Origin of the sequence: Marivirga sp., from assembly GCF_051117495.1 — a bacterium.
Taxonomy (GTDB): Bacteria; Bacteroidota; Bacteroidia; order Cytophagales; family Cyclobacteriaceae; genus Marivirga.
On the sequence record NZ_JBNPEF010000003.1, the window covers coordinates 71,286 to 89,599 of the forward strand.

Sequence of the window (18,314 nt, forward strand, 5' to 3'; positions counted from 1 at the left end):
ACCGTAGATTTAAAATAAAAAACTAGTAGCCGTGAAAAAGCTTCAATCCAAACAAATATTACGCCATCACCTCAAAATATATAACTTCCCGTAGCCTTTGGTAAAAGCTTTATCCCCAGCGGTAGCACGTTGTTCCATAAAGGCTCCGTCTTTTCTCACTAACACCCTGTAGAGGTAAACGCCATTGGCTAATCTATCGCCAAACTCGTCTTTTCCATCCCAGGCATAATCGGTTATATTGTTTCCTATATGAATAGGGCCTATTTCATCTTGTAAAATTTCTCTAACCACTCGGCCGGTAACGGTTAAAATCTGAATTTTAATTTCTTGCGGTAAATCGGTTCCAGTCAGTGTAAACACAAATCGGGTGCTGGTAGAAAACGGATTGGGATAGGGATAAAAATTAGTGATGGTGGAGGCATTCACTACTTCAAAGCGTACTTTATAGGGTTCTTCTCCTGCTATATTTTCGCTGGCATCTGTGGCATTCACGCTTAACTGATAATTTCCATCCTCCAGGCCATCGGGTTGATAATTGACCGTAAAAGGATTGTCTTCGCTGGCCGGAATCCATTCTATATTGGAATTGGAAAAATTGATTCTTTCACTTACGCATTCTTCACAATCCCTTCTCAATCGAATTTCAACTCCTGCGGTATCCGTTTTATTGATTAATGTATTTTCATCCTTCAATTTAATTTGAATGTAAGGACGGGGAGAAACAATATCACCATCCAAAATGGTGATGCCATCGAAAGTGACCTCTACCAATGGTGGTAAGGAATCTTTCTTCACGGTAAATAAGCGATTATAATTAAGCAAGTTATTAGTAAACCGCTTTTCATTAAAAGGGTTATTGAAATTCAAATTGATAGCCAAATCGTTTTCCCCCACTTTTCCTCGGGTATTGACGGATATCGAAAAACTGGTGTCCGACTTTGCCTGAAGTGCAGTAATTTGTAGATCCTCATTAAAGAAGGTTCTCGATTCCCTATTGAACACTTGTCTTCTATAGGTGATGGGTTTATCAAACGCATTGGGCGTTACATTAAATACTTGGAAAGATTTTGTAAACTCCTCTCCTTCTGCTAGTTCATTATCTTGGCGAGCATTTTCAGTTGTAGGTATCAATACTGCATCCGGAACTTCTTCAAAAACCACCTGCCAAGCCGATAGTTCGGATGGAAATAGGTTATCAGGGTCGGAAAGTGTTATTCTAAGGCGTAATTGTGGAAAACGCCTTGCATCAACAGAGGAAATATCCAATGGCAAAGTAGCATCTGAAAACAATAAACTCTGATTATTTAAAGTATCGATTCCAAAAACATCCAATTTAATATCATCTGTGGCCTCTACATTGGCAAAAACTGCATTAATAGAGTTCCATGATTTGGCTGGACCGATTATTCTTGAAAGAATAGTGCCGGATTCAAAACGGGCCTCAATAAGGTCATCTAACAACAATGTTTGATCTGAAGTAGGTACAGATGATGATGCATCAGCAACAATTTCGGTTCCATTACCGGTCCCTGCTCCTTTTCTACCCAGCAATATATAAGGTTCTCCATTTTGTAAATTATCAATAGCGGAAGCAGTGGCTCCCAGATCTAATAATTCTGCTCTGTTATTAGCACGGAGTACATTCCAAGCCACACTATCATAAGTAGTGAGCAATACAAAATCCCCATCTGGCAGTTCATCATAATATTTCTTAAAATATTCAGCTGGCTGGTTTAATTGATTATTCCTGATTTGATTGATCACCTGAGGTCTAATTCCACATGAAAGAGGATCCAAAACATCAAACCCACCATCAGTCAGAATCACATAAGGCACTCCCGAAGATTTATCAAAAGCCACCAAATTGACCGTATTGATAGCACATGGTCCCAATTGACTACCGGATGTAGCATATTCATTTCCATCTATTCTTATGCTGATATTATCATTTTCGCTGTTGCTGGGAGCCTTGGCTTCCAGACTTAGCGTATTCTCCTCAAAGCTCCAATTGCTGTTATCGATTACCAATCCTTGAATACTATTCTGAAGAATTTGGGCTTCACTGCTTTGTTTCCACCCTTGTGTTATAGCCGTATTAAAAACAAAATTAGAAGTTGTCCATTCATCCAATTCGTCCGCCTGCGGATTGGCAAATTTTGTTCTCCAAAAATATACTTGGTCTTCATCTGTTAATAGTTCGACATCCCAATTGGCAATTACCCTTGCTGTGAGCCTTTCCGATTTTAAAAAGGGGCTGTTGAAGTTTTGGGTGGTATCAATCTCAAATAGAAAATCTCTTTTGGATGAATTTAAATCAATAGATTGAGCGGTTAAAGTAATATTCTGCGAATTAATAATTCCATCGTTATAAGGATATAAATTTAAGGTTGTACCAAGGGAAATGAAAAACTCGACCTGCGCAGTATTATTGTTTTCATCTATTTCCTTAATCTTGGCTGCTGGGTCAATGATCACTTCAAATACATTTTGCCCAAAGCTTTCGGGTCTGTCATTGATGACATTTACTTGAACAGTATCTTGAAAATAAACTGGCGCCACGTATTGGGTATCTTGTACAATGATATCACCATCGGGTAGCGTCCTTTTTACCAAAATAGCAATTGAATCTTCACTAGTAATGCCATAGTTTTTTATAATGACATCAATTCCAAATTCAGGCGTCAGTGCATCAATTTCATTTCCATCCAAAGAAACTACCTCCAAAGACTCATCCGTGATTTCATAATCTGGATTTTTGGCTGGAAACAATCTATAAGCAGGATCGCACATCAAATTCATTTGCTGGGCTTGTGATAAATAAAGCGGGGCCGGATTGCTTCCAAAAATAGACAAATATTGATTGGTGATTTCTTTATGCACAATTCCAATAGGCTTATTAATCAAGCTTGAATCATTATATGCCTTTGCGAAAAATACATCGCTATAGCGCTTTAATTCATTGGAGAATCCAAGATAAGCATGTGCCAAAACCCCGGTAGCCCCTTTATTGGCAGTATTTACCCAATCTTCACCAAAGGTATCGGCATTTTTAGCTATTTGATAAAATGCGCCTGCATCACATCCATTAATCAAGATAAATGGATATTTCCCCTGATTTTCATAACCCAAACTTTGGTCGGAAACTTTTCCTATGTCTATATCAGCCGTATTGGGACTTGAATGACCGAAGAAAGTGATCAAGTTCAGTCCTTGGTTGACCTGATCGGCCACATTGATGAATTCCACTACTTGGGTAGTCTCTTTTGTGAGATTTGAATAATCTCCCCCTACAAATGGACTACTTTCAAAATTTGCAAAATCATTGATATAGTTGATAAACCTATTAACTTCCGAAAATGATACCCCACCGCTTAAATTAAGAAAATGCTTTCTTCTTAAATCATCAAATGGCCTAGATTCCATCTCCTTTACTTTATCCAAATAATTGGCCACTATTTGGCTATTATGCGCATTCAATCTTCCAAATGAAATAGACGCTCTGTTATTTTCCTGTAAATTAAACCCATATAAATTATCTGAACCGGGCGAACCTGCAGTGGGCACAAATTCATTATAAAGATTATCTGTAATCTCATTTCTTCTGTGATAATTATGGTACCAGTTCATTCCTTTACCAATGAGAAAAACCATTTCAGTCTTGGTATTCTGAACCAAATATTCCGTAAACCGATAAATGGCCATGGGAGAAATCTCTCCGTAGTTAAATTGATCATAGAGCCTTAAAATATTCACTGTCAAAGTATCATAGTCCCCACCCTCGGCCGAAGCCCTATAAGCCGTGTAGGCCCGTACAGGATTGCTGTATTCTCCACTTGCCTTCATCAACTCTGGATGGCTAATTACTACATAATCCGGATTGATATTACTCAAATTCCTAAAATTGACTTTCTCTATTTTAGGCGTTATAAAATTCTGGTTTTGAAGGTATATTTTAGTCTCATTGAATGTATTTTCAACCACCGTATTAATTTCTGCTCCCACTCGATTGGTACGCAATAATTCCGGCTCATTAAAATTATCAATCCTATACAAACGGGCACTACTGTTCGTATTGAAAAATCTTAGATAAGAAGAGCCCGATGGATTGGCATTTAAAGTAAATTGATTTCCAGATTCATTCTCCACATTGGGAGTTCTTTGATAATCCAATTTTATATAAGATGTAGAAATCCTGTCCGATCCTTCCGCTTGTGGAATTAGGCGAACGACCAAACTTCCATTGTTGTTAATATCAGACCATTCTAAATCTGCATTAAAAACTTCATACTCATAATTCTCAAAATTTACTGTGCCAATCGAACGCAAATTATTTTCTGTTGGCCCAACCAATATTTCCGTTTGATGTGGTCTCATATTCCGACCTTGAATGAGTACTTCCAGATTAGGGACTGGGGCTGATTGATTTGCTTGTCTGATATTGCTTACAGAAAAATTTGTGGTATTGGTAAAAGCGGAGCCCGTCCAGCCTTCTCCTAAATCAAATGCGGCATTATATATATCGTTTTGTGGATTATAGCGCTGACCTCTATCGCCATTATTAGTATATAGTTGAAGCCTTGATTGCTGAATGGATTCTTCTTCCGGTAAATTTTGGGTATTATTGATAATATTCCGCTCTATCATTCTTTTTCCCGTACTTCCATCCGATCTCCAGGTCAGAAAATATGCAGTAGTATCAGAAAAAAGATTGTAGTACTGATGGGCTTGATGATCCGGATTTTGATATAAAGGAGTATCTGATACCCCATCATTCGACTTTCCTAAAAATTGAATGGCATCTCCCTGATCAAGCCTCCCATCACTTTGTCCACTTACCCTGATCGAAATTTCCTCTCCTCTGTGATACATCCTAATGGCTCGAGCATCAATGGTGGATAATGGAAGACCTGCTTCTAACAAATCATTATAATCCAATTCAAAGGCAGCATTTGTGCCAACAGATATTTTATAGTAGGATTGATTGAAATTTATCCAAGACTGAGGATTTTGTGATTGAACAAAGTGTGCAAAAACAGAAAAAATAATTATTAATCCAGCTTTATTAAGTTTAAAACATAAAGGAAAGCTGTCTGGTTTGTTTTTTACTAAAATATTGAAGAACGCTACAATTTTAGTTTTATAATTTCTAGAAACCTGGCAGGCTTGAGCTGAGTCTGTAATATGATAAAGTAAGTCCAATATGATTTTAAAAATCTTATTTCTTCGCATTCCAATTAAAAATCATGGTGAAAACATGAGAATAAAGTGACTCAGAACTATTCCCTAGATCAGTGAAAGCATAATCAATCTGTAGGACTTTATATTTAAAACCAACCCCAATATTGGCCTGTCCATTCCATCTTTCCGTGCCGTTAAAATTCTTTATTTTTTGCAAATTATTACCTCCAAACCTTAGAAAAGCCATGTTATCATAAGCCAATTCTATACCAGCTCTTGGGTCAATGGAAAATTGATCCTCACTGATATAGGTGTTTCGCTCACCGTCAAAAGTAGCATCAACATTGACTTCCGCCATAATGGAAAATTTATAAGGTAGCTTTTGAGTATAAGCTGTTCCCAAAACCAATCTTGGCACCGCCATTTCAGTGGTGTTTTCAGGGATTTCATTATCAGTTTGAGTATAAATATCCTCAATCAGGGTTATGTTATGGTACCAAGTGGTGAAAGTTCCGGTTACATCTCGGGCTACTAAGCCTACGTCCAAATTCTTCCATTTGTAATGAGCACCCAAATCAAAGCCAAAGCCCCAAGCCTTGGCAAATTCACCTACTGTGCGGTGGATAACTTTTGCATTGGCACCAAATGAAAGCCCGTCCAAGAACTTTAAATTTCGAGCATAAGAAAACTGAAATGCATAATCCGCAGCAGAGAAAAAACGAATGTTATCATAATTCAAAGCCCCATTGGCATCATAAATAAAACGGGTATCGGGAATATCATCCACTCCGAAACGAATCAAAGAAAAGCCCATTTTGCTATCTTCGTCTATGGAAGTGGCAAAACCTATATAATCGTAGGCGGCAATTCCGGCAAAATATTCCGCATGCATCAAATCCAAAGAATGGTCAGACTGCAGGCTGTTTAATTTGGCTGGATTCCAGTATCCTGCAGCCGCTCCTTCAACTGAAGCAACAGTGGCTCCGCCCATCGCAAAAGCCCTAGCCCCTACTCCTATCGCCAAAAACTCATTGGCATATTTAGGCTTAGAAATCTGTGCTGAAACTTCAAACGAGAGCACTGATAAAAGAAATATATAAAGCAGTTTTTGCATCAATTCATTTAAATCCAATCAATTATCAAAATTAACAAATATCCTGTGAAAATAATGTCATTCTCCTTCTATTATAGTTTTAAAAAAACTAAAAGACCGACCTTTTCTAACTTGTCTATTTATTAAAATCTGTCAGGTTTCCCTATAATAAAGAGATAAAATGATAGTTCTTTTCACTATTATATCAGATAAAAACCTGACAGGATTCACCTCCACCTTCCTTAAAGTGTTTCCACCTAAACAACTGCTATCTTAGCTTATTTCACCTCACAGAAGCTTTCAGGTGAAAACACCTGAAAAAGGTTGCTAAAAAAATTATCGTATTGCAAACTTTTACTCTTATTGAGAAAATTATGGTGATAGATAAAAAGACACTTACAAAGTCCCTATAGAGACGAAATTATGGTAATCGAAAGCATTTGGCACCGTGCTAAAAGCCGTTAGGGGTGACATTACCCATGGCTTTTGGTCGGTGTGCCACCGACCTAGGTAGATTGCATGGAGGTGGCACACCAATTATTTTGGAAAGTTTTCAATTACATACTAAAATGGAAAAGGTAAGATTAGTACAATTTAACCTTTAAATAAAATGTTCAAAAACGTACACTTCTTCAATTAAATTGACCTCTAATGAACGAATTGAGCAATATTTATGAATCTCAAATTTGATACTTAAAAATAATATAATCCGGCTTAAAACAATTTAAAGATAGATTTTAAGTGAAAAGGCAAGTCTTCAATCATCATCAAACTGAAAATGGTACATATCTTGGCATAGCATCATAAGAAATGGCATGAAAGCCATTATTATTCACTAATTAAAGGATAATTTTATGATAGCAGAAAAGATAAAAGCACAATTACGAACCGGGGTTCTGGAGTATTGTGTAATGCAGATTTTAAGGAGAGGTGAAGTGTATGCCTCTGATATCATCGATGAGCTTTTAGAAGAAGACCTCATCAAGGTGGAAGGCATTATTTACCCTTTATTAATGCGTTTGAAACAAGAAAATTTAGTCCAGTATGAATGGACGGAAGCACAAAGCGGACTGCCCAAAAAACATTATCAATTGACAGATAGCGGGGAGAATACCATTAAGGCATTGGATGAAACTTGGAGTGGGATCAATAAATCTGCCAGAAGGATCAAAAAAAAGACCGAGGAGCAATTGAAATCATCTAAAGAAGAAAAATAATTGGCAATTAATTTCTCATTCAAATTAATCTAAAAAAATCTTAATTTTAAAGCAATGAAAAAGAATATAAGTATAAATATAGGAGGCATAATATTCCACATAGAGGAAGATGGCTTTGACAAGCTTAAAAACTATTTGGATGCCATCAACCGTTATTTTTCTGATTTTAAGGATAGTCAGGAAATCATTAATGACATTGAAAACCGCATAGCAGAAATTTTTCTAGCTAAATTGAAGGATGACAAGCAAGTCATTGAGCTGGAGGACGTAAATGCTTTGATGGTTACTTTAGGTAGTATAGAAGATTTCCAAAAAGCAGAAGAAAAAGATGAAGCTTTTGAGGAAAAAACCGAGGAGAGCCATCAAAGTCAGGAACCAACTGGAACCAAAAGATTATACCGTGATACTAAAAGATATATTTTTGGTGGTGTAGCGGCAGGAATCGCACATTATTTCAATATAGATGTATTATGGATAAGGCTTTTATTTATCTTGGGATTTATCGGCTTGTTCCCTTTTCATCCAACTTCAGCCGTTATTTTAATTGCTTACATAGTGATGTGGATTTTCTTACCAGCAAATCCTGAATTAAAGGAGGATGAAAAAGTAAAAAAGCTTTATAGAAGTCAGGAAAACAAGGTAATTGGTGGTGTAGCCCGTGGTTTGGCCGCTTATTTCGGAACTGATGTAGCGGTAATCAGAATTTTATTTGTGTTATCACTAATTCCGGGCGGAGCTGGCTTAATTATCTATTTGGTGCTTTGGTTTATAACGCCAACTGCCAAAACGGTAACTGAGAAAATGCAAATGGAAGGTACGCCCATTACCCTAAGCAATATTGAAAAGAATATCAAAAGTAGTCTAAAGGTGGAGAATGGAGAAGAAACAACCTTAGTGAAAATATTATTGTTCCCTTTCCGATTGATAGCCATAGTTTTAAATGGATTGGCAAAAGCTTTAGGACCAGTTTTAAATTTCATAGTGGAAGCTGCAAGGGTTGTATTAGGTATAATATTGAGTTTGTTTGGATTAGGACTAGGTGTTACGGTTATAATTCTATTATTTGTTTCGCAGGGAATCTGGTTTGAATCCAGTAATATTAACTTTTTCGATATTCCAAACGAACTGATAGCCAATACTTTTTCATTAGAATTAGTACTTATCAGTTTCTTATTCTTAATTATACCTGCACTATTCGTGATGATTTCTGGGATAAGTGTAATGGCGCGCAAATGGTTGATGAACAGAACAGTTGCTTTTTCTTTACTGGCTGTTTGGTTTTTAAGCTTAATAGCTGCTGCAATAATAATCCCTACAACTGCCATGAATTTCAGAAATGACGGTGAGGTATTTGAAACCTATGAATATGAATTACAGGATAAAGTAGCCGTATTAAAATTAAAGGAAGTGGGATTCGAGGATTATGATGTTACAAATCTTAAAATCAGAGGTTATGATGGTGATAAAATAAAACTGGAGAAAAGATACAGGGCACAAGGCACTAGTAGAATTGATGCGGAGAAGAATGCAAAGATGACTTACCACAATGTGGAATTAAAAAATGATAGCATTTTATGGTTTGATTCCAACATTCAATTCTTGGAAGATGCGGCTTTTAGGGCGCAGAGCTTAAATATGATTTTGTATGTTCCTTATGGGCAAGAATTTGAAATGCATAGGAAAATGCGCCATATCCTTCGAAATACCATTTATATAAATGGTTATAATGTAGGTCAAATTCATAATAACCGTTGGGTTTTCGAAGAAAATGAAGGATTGAATTGCTTGACTTGCTCAAATGAAAAATCAAGCAGTGGAGTTTATAATCGCACTGATTCAGATCAATTTTTTGCCACGCCCTTCTACTTTTCAAGTGACGCCTATGTGCGAACTTATGACATTGTAGATTTTAGTAAAGTTTCGGTTGCCACCGGAATATTTGTTGAAATCAGACAAGGGAAAGGCTATGATTTCCAAGTAGTGGCTGAAGATGAAGAGGATTTAGAAGAATTTAGGTTTGAAGTAAAAAATGAAAGACTGAAAATCTATTTCGATAAAAAAGACTGGGACTGGGATTTGTTCTCCGGTGATTCTTGGAACTGGAAAGGAAATATTCCAGAAGTAAAATGTATCATCACCATGCCCGATTTGAAGGATTTAGAAGCATCCTCAGCATCTAATGTACATGTTCTAGGATTTAAAGGTGATAAACTAAATTTGGATGTGAGTTCCGCTGCAAAAGTATATGCAGATATTAATTATAATATTTTGAACCTAGAAGTGTCAAGTGCTTCTAAAGCAAATTTGAAAGGACGTGCTAATACCATGGATTTGGATATAAGCAGCGCTGCTAAAGTGGAAGCATTCGACCTCATGGTGAAAAATGCAGAAGTAGATGCTTCTAGTGCTTCTAAAGCGGATATTCACGTTACCGGATTTTTGGATGCAAGTGCGAGCAGTGCTTCGAAAATAACTTATCAAGGTAGCCCAAGATTGGAAAGCAACAGCAGCAGTGGGGCAAAAATTTCATCTGATTAAATTCTAAACATAATTCATGCCTTGGCCTAGGGTCATGGCATGAATTCAATTTCCATTTTACTTCAGTCGCTTTCTGTAAATGGCTCTTCCCTTTCTTTCTCCTAAGGAAAATAGATTATAAATATAATTGTCATAAACTCTAGATTTACTAAATCTAAAATCCCCTTTTAAATCGATTTTCTCAAAATGAAAGTTTTTCTCTACTGATTTAATCTGATAAAGATTATTTCTAAATACTAAATACATTTTATTATTTACAGGATCTCTTCTGAGTAATGCCCCTCCAAAATGTGTGGATTTATTTTTACTGAAATCTGATAGATCCTTCTCAGCAAGCTGATGCCCACTGAAATCAAACACCGAAAACTTGCTTTTAAAATTATCAACTAAAATTATCTTATCTTCAAAAATTTCCAGCTCGACTCTCTCTGCCTTATATGAATAGGTCAAATAATCACTTTTCACTTTTGTCGTATAAAGCGTAGAAAGATTTTTCTCATCTAACCCCAATTGAATCTCTACCTTCTGAAAACCATTTTCTTTATCCAAGCTTGCAAAACTGTAAATTGTATAAAAACCATAATGCCAATACTTTTGAAAAAATTCTCCATTACTCCTTTTCCTGAAGTTTTTCCATCTGCTCTTTTTCTTTATTCTTTCCTTTTCTGGTATTATTCTACACTCAAATTTGGGGATTGGTGCAAAAACCACATTTTCTTCATCAAGATATAATTTCGGAGTCAGGGGCATGTTTTCATTCCCTGAAATATTTTTAGTCTTTTCAATCAACCTCTCCTTATTTAAGAAATGAATATTATAATCATATTCTTTAGTTGAAGCTATAACAAGATTCTCTTTGTGGATTATATAGTCAAAGAATTTTATATCATCATTTGAATAGTATAATTCCCAGCCATTATTTCTAAAAAATTCCTTTTTATCCTCATCAATAAATGATAAATAAGCATCTTGTGCTTTTAAACTAAATGAATTTAAAGAGTATAGGATGGCAATTAGAATTATTTTCTTCATTTACCGCAAGTTTTGAATTAAAATTGATAGTTTGCTACTATCCTACAAAACAATAGGAAAATTTTAAATATCTATGGATGTAAGAGTAAAGTTTTTAGGTGGGGCTCAATCCGTTACGGGTTCTAAATATTTATTAGAAGTTGATGATTTTAAAGTATTAATAGATTGTGGTCTTTTTCAAGGGCTGAAAGCACTAAGGCTCAGAAACTGGGAAGATTTCCCCATTGACGTAAAAGAAATTGATGCTATAGTACTAACCCATGCTCACCTAGACCATTCTGGTTATGTTCCTCGAATGATAAAACAAGGCTATAAAAAGAATGTCTTTTGCACTGAATCAACAGCCGATTTATTGGAAATCATGTGGATGGACTCCGCTAAATTACAAGAAGAGGAAGCTGAGTTTGCCAAGGAAAAAGGCTATTCTAAACATCAAAACCCTTTGGCACTCTATGATCAAAAAGATGCCGAAGCAGCTTTAAAAACAATAGTACCAAAACCGTTTAATAAAACGTTTGAATTAAATGAGCATATCAGCATTATCTTTCATCCTGCAGGGCATATTTTGGGTGCTGCTTCGGTAGAAGTAAACCTAAAAGGAGATAATCAAAAGAAAAATATTATTTTCAGCGGTGATTTAGGCAGAGAATCGGATCCGGTACTCTTTCCTCCCTCCACTTTCAAAAATTCTGATGTGCTATTTCTAGAATCCACTTATGGAGATAGAACAAATGAGGTAGCTAAAGTTCAGGATGAACTAAAGGAGCATATCCTCAATCATATAAATGAAGGGGTGATCATGATTCCTGCATTCACAGTGGGCAGAACTCAGAATTTGCTTTTCTACTTGCATGAATTAATGCGAACAGGACAAATTCCTCATATACCTGTATATTTGGACAGCCCTATGGCTATCAGTGTTACTCATTTATATAAAAAGTATTCAGAACAGCACCGCTTACATGAAAAGGATATTTTTGATTACAAAAACTTCCATTATGTTAAAGACCACCAACAATCGAAAACACTGGAAGCCTTGGAAAACCGCGCCATTATCATATCCGCTAGCGGCATGTTGACCGGAGGCAGGATATTGAGTCATCTTTTCAAAAGGCTTGGCAATAGAAATGATTTATTGCTCATGGTAGGCTTTCAAGCAGTGGGCACCCGAGGAAGAGATATTTTAGAAGGCAAAGAAAGCGTAAAAATTTATGGCGAAGAAGTCCCCATCAAATGTCATTTTGCCAAAATTGATGGTTTATCTGCCCATGCCGACCAAACAGAATTATTGAGCTGGTATGATCATTTCCAAGATCCCTTGAAATTTACTTTTTTGGTCCATGGTGAAATTGAAGCCATGCAAACGCTTAAAAGCAAATTAGAGGAAAAAGGAGCTCATAACGTTTTTATTCCTGATTATATGGAGTCTTTTGAGCTTTTTTCAGGGATTTGATTGCCTCAATAAGAAATCTTATTCCAATAAAAGTTTAGATTTACTGAAAAATTCCCTGTATTCATACGAAAAGGATAAATAAACTCTCCTTTAAAATTAATAGGCTCTGCAATAGAATTAATGGAAGCATCATATTGGACTTCCAATCCTAAATGCCAATATCGTGCTTCGGCCACTAAAACAAGATTATGATTAAAGGTTTTTATCGGATTTTGAATAATGGCTTCATTAGCAAAATCCAATAGCTTTTGATTGGTTGGTCTTGATAACCATCTTTCACTAGCATCATAAGGGAATATGCCCTCTTTATTTTTATGATACATATAATTTAATTCATAGCCCAAACTGAATCTATACTCAATTTTTCGTTTCACCACTAATGAGGGCATGACATTAAACAAATAGGACTGGTAAAGAGCAAAAAATGTTTTTCCGTTAGGTATCATGATCGCACCTGTTTCGGGAGGCGGATCATAATCCAATACAGTTAAAAAATAAACTTGATTATGCGTTTTCGCATTAAATCTCAAAGAAAGAAAATCATATTTTTCACTATTGATCTCCAAAAATAACCCACCTTGATTATATCCCCGACCATTATCTGAATGTAATCGTAAATCAACACCTTGATACCGACCACTAGTGTTTAAATCGGAATGATGAATTTTAAGCCCAACAGTAGCACCAAAATTTATTTGGGCTACGGCTATAAACGGTAGATTCAATAAAATAAGTATTATAATCCGTTTCATAATGCTAAACTTAGGAACCATTAAAACTTCTATGCCCTGATAATTCTAAGCCATTCAAAAAAATTGCTTGGATGACTCTTCCAGAAGATTAAAAAGGGTATGAATTTTAGTTATTCAAGGCTATATGAACTAAAAAATAAATTTAATAAACTAATTCTTTGAAACCCAAATATCATGATAAAAATCATCTAATAATCAAATTAAAATCATAGCTATCAATAAAAGTGACTAAAGTTACTAACCGACTGATTATCAGTACGTAATATTGTACAAAACTAAATTTTATTGAAGCTATGAAAATCGAACAAATCTACACAGGATGTCTAGCACATGCAGCATATTATATTGAAAATAATGGAGAAGCTGCCATTTTCGATCCTTTGAGAGAAGTGCAACCCTACATTGACAGAGCCACTAAGGACAAAGCTAAAATTAAGTACGTTTTTGAAACGCACTTTCATGCTGACTTTGTAAGCGGTCATTTGGACTTAGCCCAAAAAACAGGTGCCAAAATTGTATATGGCCCAACTGCTAAACCACAATTTGAAGCCATTGTAGCTCAGGATAATGATATTTTTGAAGTGGGTAATTACAAAATTAAAGTATTGCATACCCCTGGCCATACCATGGAAAGCACCACTTACCTTTTGATAGATGAGAATGGTGATGATCAAGGAATCATTACGGGTGATACTTTATTCATAGGAGATGTGGGAAGACCTGATCTGGCACAACATGTAATTGAAGACCTTACAGAAGAAAAATTAGCAGGACTTTTATATGATTCACTGCATAATAAAATTCTTCCTTTGGCCGATCATTTGATTGTCTATCCTAACCATGGTGCCGGAAGCGCTTGCGGTAAAAAAATGAGCAAAGAAACAACCGATACTTTAGGGCATCAAAAAGAAACCAATTATGCACTGCAGCCGATGGAAAAACAAGAGTTCATAAAGCAATTATTAACAGGTTTAACCCCTCCTCCGGGCTATTTCCCAAAGAATGTTTTAATGAATATTCAAGTCTATGAAAGCATAGATAAGGTAATGGAAAAAGCAAAGGTTCCTTTAAGCCCAGAAGCATTTGAGGCGGCCGCCAATGAAACGGGTGCATTGGTTTTGGATACCCGAAATGCTGAAGAATTTGCCAAGGGATTTATTCCCAACAGCATCAACATAGGATTGGATGGAAATTTTGCCATGTGGGTCGGTGAGATGATTCCTGATATCAAACAGAAAATATTGCTGGTTTGTGATGAAGGAAAAGAAGAAGAGGCCATGATTAGACTTTCCAGAGTAGGATATGATAATACCATCGGCTATTTGGACAGAGGATTTAATAATTGGAAATATGCTCATAAAGAAATTGATAAAGTCAATCGGATAGATGCGAGGGAATTAGCCAGCAAAATGAATAAATCACCATTAATTTTTGATGTGAGAAAGAAAAGCGAATTTGATTCTGAGCATGTTGTAGGCGCTCAAAATATCCCTTTAAATCAAATCAACTCGCATTTGGCCGAATTGCCTAAAGACAAGGCTTTTGTTTTACATTGTGCAGGCGGTTATAGAAGTATGTTGGCCGCTTCCATTTTAAAAGCCAGAGGTTGGGATAATTTCGTGGATGTAAGGGATGGTTTTAAAGGAATACAGGAAACGAATATCGCAGTGACAGAATACGTTTGTCCTACCACTTTGCTATAAATATAATTAAACAGAAAACTTCTATGGCAGGTGGTCACCTGCCATTTTTTTATATTTAAACTAAATATCCAAGTGGACACTTGAACCAGTGCGTGAATAGCGATTAGACGGTTAGAACCGTCCGACCGATAATTAGCCACTCTCTAGTCTAAGCGTCTCGCTTAGAATATGTGCTGACTAGGCAGCTATATCCCCAAAACCCCTTTCAATTTAGGATATCCTGTCTTACTTACCGGAATATGTTCTCCACTTTTCAGAATCACAATATGACTATCTTTTTTATAGGCTTCTATTTTAGTAATCTCGGCTATTTTGACAAGATACGAACGGTGGACTCTTACAAATACTTCAGAATCTAAATGCTGCTCAAAATAGCTTAAGGTTTTGTTTTTCAGAAACTTTCCTTCTTCCGTATGAATATTGACATAATCATCATTGGCTTCCAGATATTGAATATCGGCTGTTGGAATTATTTTAATATCATGTCGATCTTTCAAAACGATCCTACTTAAAATTTCCTTGGCATCTGAGGATTCACTATCTAGCAAAGTTTGAACGTTTTGGGCTTTTCCTGTTTGTTTAAATTTCTCTATTGCCTTATCAAATCTATCTTGAGAAAAGGGCTTCAGCAAATAATCCACTGCATGCACTTCAAATGCTTGCATGGCATACTCATCGAAAGCCGTAGTGAAAATTACGGAAGGAATTTCTTCCAATAACTCCAGCATTTCAAAACCACTGATCTTAGGCATTTGAACATCCAGAAAAATTAAATTGGGTTGATGATGTTTGATTGCTTTTATGCCTTCCAATCCGTCATGACAAATGGCCACCGTCTCAAAATCTTTAAATTTGGATAAATATTCTGCTACTAATTGGGTAGCCAAGGGTTCATCATCAATTATTATAGTCTTAATCATGAGATTTGAGGAATTAAAAGTTCAACTCTAAACTGTTGCGATGATGCGGTAGTTTTCAATAAATCATACCGCCCAAAAATGAGAAACAACCTTCTTCGGACAGCCTCTAAACCAAAGCCCGCACCTTTTGCCTGTCCTGCCTTAGGATCAAATGGATTTTCAATGGTGACATTAAGGTATTTTTCCTTCTTCTTAAAATGGACATGTATGGCGACCTCTCCCGTTAATCCATATAAACTGTGTTTAATAGCATTTTCCAATAAAGGTTGTACCATCAAATGTGGTAATTTCAAATCATCCACCCCATTCTCCTTTTCAAAATGTAATTGGAGCCGGTGTCCAAACCTTACTTTCTCAATATCAGTGAATAAGGTTAAAAATTGGATTTCTTCCTGAACTTTAATCCAATTATTGGCCTCCTTTTGGATAGTGCCCCTTAAAAAATCAGATAGTTGCAAAACCATTTCCCTAGCTTTATCTGGTTGGCTTTTCACTAATGAGCTGATAGAATTTAAGCTATTAAATAAAAAATGGGGTTGCAATTGCTGGCGAAGTTGGTAGAGTTCCGCTTCATCTGTCATTTTCTGCAATTTGGCTTCTCTCTCTTCTGCCTCTACTTGTTCCTGTAGCTTTCCTTGGAGATTTAGCAATAAGGAATAGGAAAGAAAAATCAGCAAGATGATAAATCCTCTCAGAACAAAAGCTTCATTAAGAAAAGTAATATTTTTAAAATTGGAAGGCACTACCCATTTTATTAAAAAATCTCCTGAATATAATATGAGCAAAGATAAGATGAGAGGGAAAACCACAAGCAAAACCTTATTGCCTTTGGTGGGTGTATAAAACTTGAAAATATTGTCAAGCAACATAAACCCAAATATGATAAGAGCACTAAATATAATGCTATCAATTAATGCGGAAGGGAAATCAATTCCATAATGCATCAATAAAAAAATGGATAAGCCAAGCCATACTAAAAGAATGGCTGACAGCTTTATCCACGATTTATTTTGATGACAAAAGAGTTGCAAAAACATTTCTAAATGTAGTAGGAAATATTAAGTAAAATTAAATATTATGAAAGAGAAACCTTGTAGATTTTTCTTTATATTATCTCTGCTATGATTAAATTTTAATGTTTTTAATCACAGTTGTTTGGGTGATAACACCTAAACATGGGGGACTTGTGCTCAAATTGTGATTTGCCGGTTAAAATCGTCTAATCGCTAAACCTCAAGATAGTATTTTAATTTATCGGTCAGACAGTTAGAACCGTCAGACCGAAATAGGGATAAATCAATAAGATTTAAACTCTAACCCACCAAAATTGACCGAGCCCTTGATATACAAAATTTTCCTATCGGCTTCGTCCACAGAAGGAAAAGCTCTTTTGTCTTCAATTCCAGAGAATACATTGCTAACGTCAGCTTGCACCTCCCAATGGGGCGGGATGATCAGTTTCAATCCACCAAAGGTGACTTCCACATCCAAAACGGCACTATCTTGAATTTCCGCTTTAGATAAATCAATATCAGCGCCACCAAATGCAGTAGTAATCTTGCCCCCTTTAAAATTTTTAGTAATCAATCTTCTTTGAACAGATGCGAACACTGCTTCTGCCCTGATATAATCACTTTCTACAGTTTTCGCATCTGAAACGCCCAAATTTTCATCAAAGCCTGTTTCAGCATCTACTTTTGAAAATCCGAACTTTGAAGTTCGGCTCAATATCAAATATAAGCCTATTAGGATAATTCCGCCCGGAAGCAACAAGTCATAATATTCAGTAGGAATAAGGTTCTCCCGTCTGATTAAGAAAAAACTACCGACTAGCAACATAATAATACCGAAACTATTTCTTAAACCATGACGAACAAGCGAATATATACCGACTCCAATTAAAATGAATGGCCAACTGAAAATCCAGCTGAATTCAATGATATCCATTCTATCTAACAATAATATACCACCAATAATCAAAAGGAGTACCCCAAATGACATATTGTTATTTCCCTTGTGCTTTTGTTTGTTTTCCATGACTGTTCAATTTTAAATGATGACATAAACTTACTATAGTTTATGAAAATATACTTTTGTCATTAGGTCAGGAAATGTAAAAACTAGGTGAGTGTCGGAAATGAGTCGGTGAAATATCTATAAAAAATGTCGGACATCCTCCATGCTCCCATATTTCATAAAGCAAAAAAATGTCCGACATAAGTAACTAGTTATCTTCTACCCTATCAGTAATGTCAAACATTAGGAACATCAAAATTCCTTTAGTAATAAAGACAATGTCTGACAATGCTGTCCTAAATAATTTAAAATTGAGATAAAAACCTAATCCTTCTGATATTTAATCCAGCTTTATCCATATTCAGGAAAAAGAACCCCCTGTTTGCCTTGATTTTGTAGTTTGGGTGGGTCC

General features: G+C 35.9%; 11 protein-coding genes. 4 read left to right on the forward strand and 7 right to left on the reverse strand.

Going from position 1 to position 18,314, the window contains the following annotated elements:
- Positions 1–66: 66 nt before the first annotated feature.
- Together ACFE0M_RS01125 and ACFE0M_RS01130 are read right to left on the reverse strand one after the other, a co-directional pair.
- Positions 67–5,229, reverse strand: a complete 5,163-nt coding sequence (locus tag ACFE0M_RS01125; RefSeq protein ID WP_434543898.1) for a C25 family cysteine peptidase — start codon at positions 5,227–5,229, stop codon at positions 67–69.
- Positions 5,216–6,292 carry a PorV/PorQ family protein gene (locus tag ACFE0M_RS01130; RefSeq protein ID WP_434543899.1) on the reverse strand — a complete coding sequence of 359 codons (1,077 nt, stop codon included), beginning with the start codon at positions 6,290–6,292 and terminating at the stop codon, positions 5,216–5,218. Before ACFE0M_RS01130 ends, ACFE0M_RS01125 begins: the two co-directional genes overlap by 14 nt.
- Positions 6,293–7,125: 833 nt before the next feature.
- Here ACFE0M_RS01130 and ACFE0M_RS01135 point away from each other — a divergent pair.
- Both ACFE0M_RS01135 and ACFE0M_RS01140 read left to right on the forward strand, forming a co-directional pair.
- Entirely contained in the window at positions 7,126–7,488 is a 363-nt protein-coding gene (locus tag ACFE0M_RS01135) for a PadR family transcriptional regulator (protein ID WP_434543900.1), read from the forward strand.
- Between the two features lie 54 nt (positions 7,489–7,542).
- Positions 7,543–10,026 carry a PspC domain-containing protein gene (locus ACFE0M_RS01140; RefSeq protein WP_434543901.1) on the forward strand — a complete coding sequence of 828 codons (2,484 nt, stop codon included), beginning with the start codon at positions 7,543–7,545 and terminating at the stop codon, positions 10,024–10,026.
- Between the two features lie 57 nt (positions 10,027–10,083).
- Here ACFE0M_RS01140 and ACFE0M_RS01145 read toward each other — a convergent pair whose 3' ends face one another.
- On the reverse strand, positions 10,084–11,058 hold the full coding sequence (locus ACFE0M_RS01145) for a hypothetical protein (RefSeq protein WP_434543902.1): 975 nt from the start codon (positions 11,056–11,058) through the stop codon (positions 10,084–10,086).
- A 73-nt stretch (positions 11,059–11,131) separates the two neighbouring features.
- Here ACFE0M_RS01145 and ACFE0M_RS01150 point away from each other — a divergent pair, with 73 nt between their 5' ends.
- Positions 11,132–12,511 (forward strand): MBL fold metallo-hydrolase RNA specificity domain-containing protein, encoded by a 1,380-nt coding sequence (locus ACFE0M_RS01150; RefSeq protein ID WP_434543903.1) that lies wholly within the window; start codon positions 11,132–11,134, stop codon positions 12,509–12,511.
- A 5-nt stretch (positions 12,512–12,516) separates the two neighbouring features.
- On the opposite strand, the gene ACFE0M_RS01155 is transcribed toward ACFE0M_RS01150, so the two are convergent.
- Positions 12,517–13,263: a hypothetical protein gene (locus ACFE0M_RS01155; protein ID WP_434543904.1), complete on the reverse strand. Its 747-nt coding sequence runs from the start codon at positions 13,261–13,263 to the stop codon at positions 12,517–12,519.
- A 293-nt stretch (positions 13,264–13,556) separates the two neighbouring features.
- Between ACFE0M_RS01155 and ACFE0M_RS01160 the strand changes: the two genes are divergently transcribed.
- Positions 13,557–14,966 carry an MBL fold metallo-hydrolase gene (locus tag ACFE0M_RS01160; RefSeq protein ID WP_434543905.1) on the forward strand — a complete coding sequence of 470 codons (1,410 nt, stop codon included), beginning with the start codon at positions 13,557–13,559 and terminating at the stop codon, positions 14,964–14,966.
- A 185-nt stretch (positions 14,967–15,151) separates the two neighbouring features.
- Here the strand turns inward: ACFE0M_RS01160 and ACFE0M_RS01165 are convergent, their stop codons facing one another.
- The 3 genes from ACFE0M_RS01165 to ACFE0M_RS01175 form a co-directional block, all read right to left on the reverse strand.
- On the reverse strand, positions 15,152–15,886 hold the full coding sequence (locus tag ACFE0M_RS01165; protein ID WP_434543906.1) for a LytR/AlgR family response regulator transcription factor: 735 nt from the start codon (positions 15,884–15,886) through the stop codon (positions 15,152–15,154).
- A complete protein-coding gene (locus tag ACFE0M_RS01170; protein WP_434543907.1) occupies positions 15,883–16,830 on the reverse strand; it encodes a sensor histidine kinase in 948 nt (315 codons plus the stop codon). Before ACFE0M_RS01170 ends, ACFE0M_RS01165 begins: the two co-directional genes overlap by 4 nt.
- Positions 16,831–17,182: 352 nt before the next feature.
- Positions 17,183–17,923: a LiaF transmembrane domain-containing protein gene (locus ACFE0M_RS01175; protein WP_434543908.1), complete on the reverse strand. Its 741-nt coding sequence runs from the start codon at positions 17,921–17,923 to the stop codon at positions 17,183–17,185.
- Positions 17,924–18,314 lie beyond the last annotated feature (391 nt).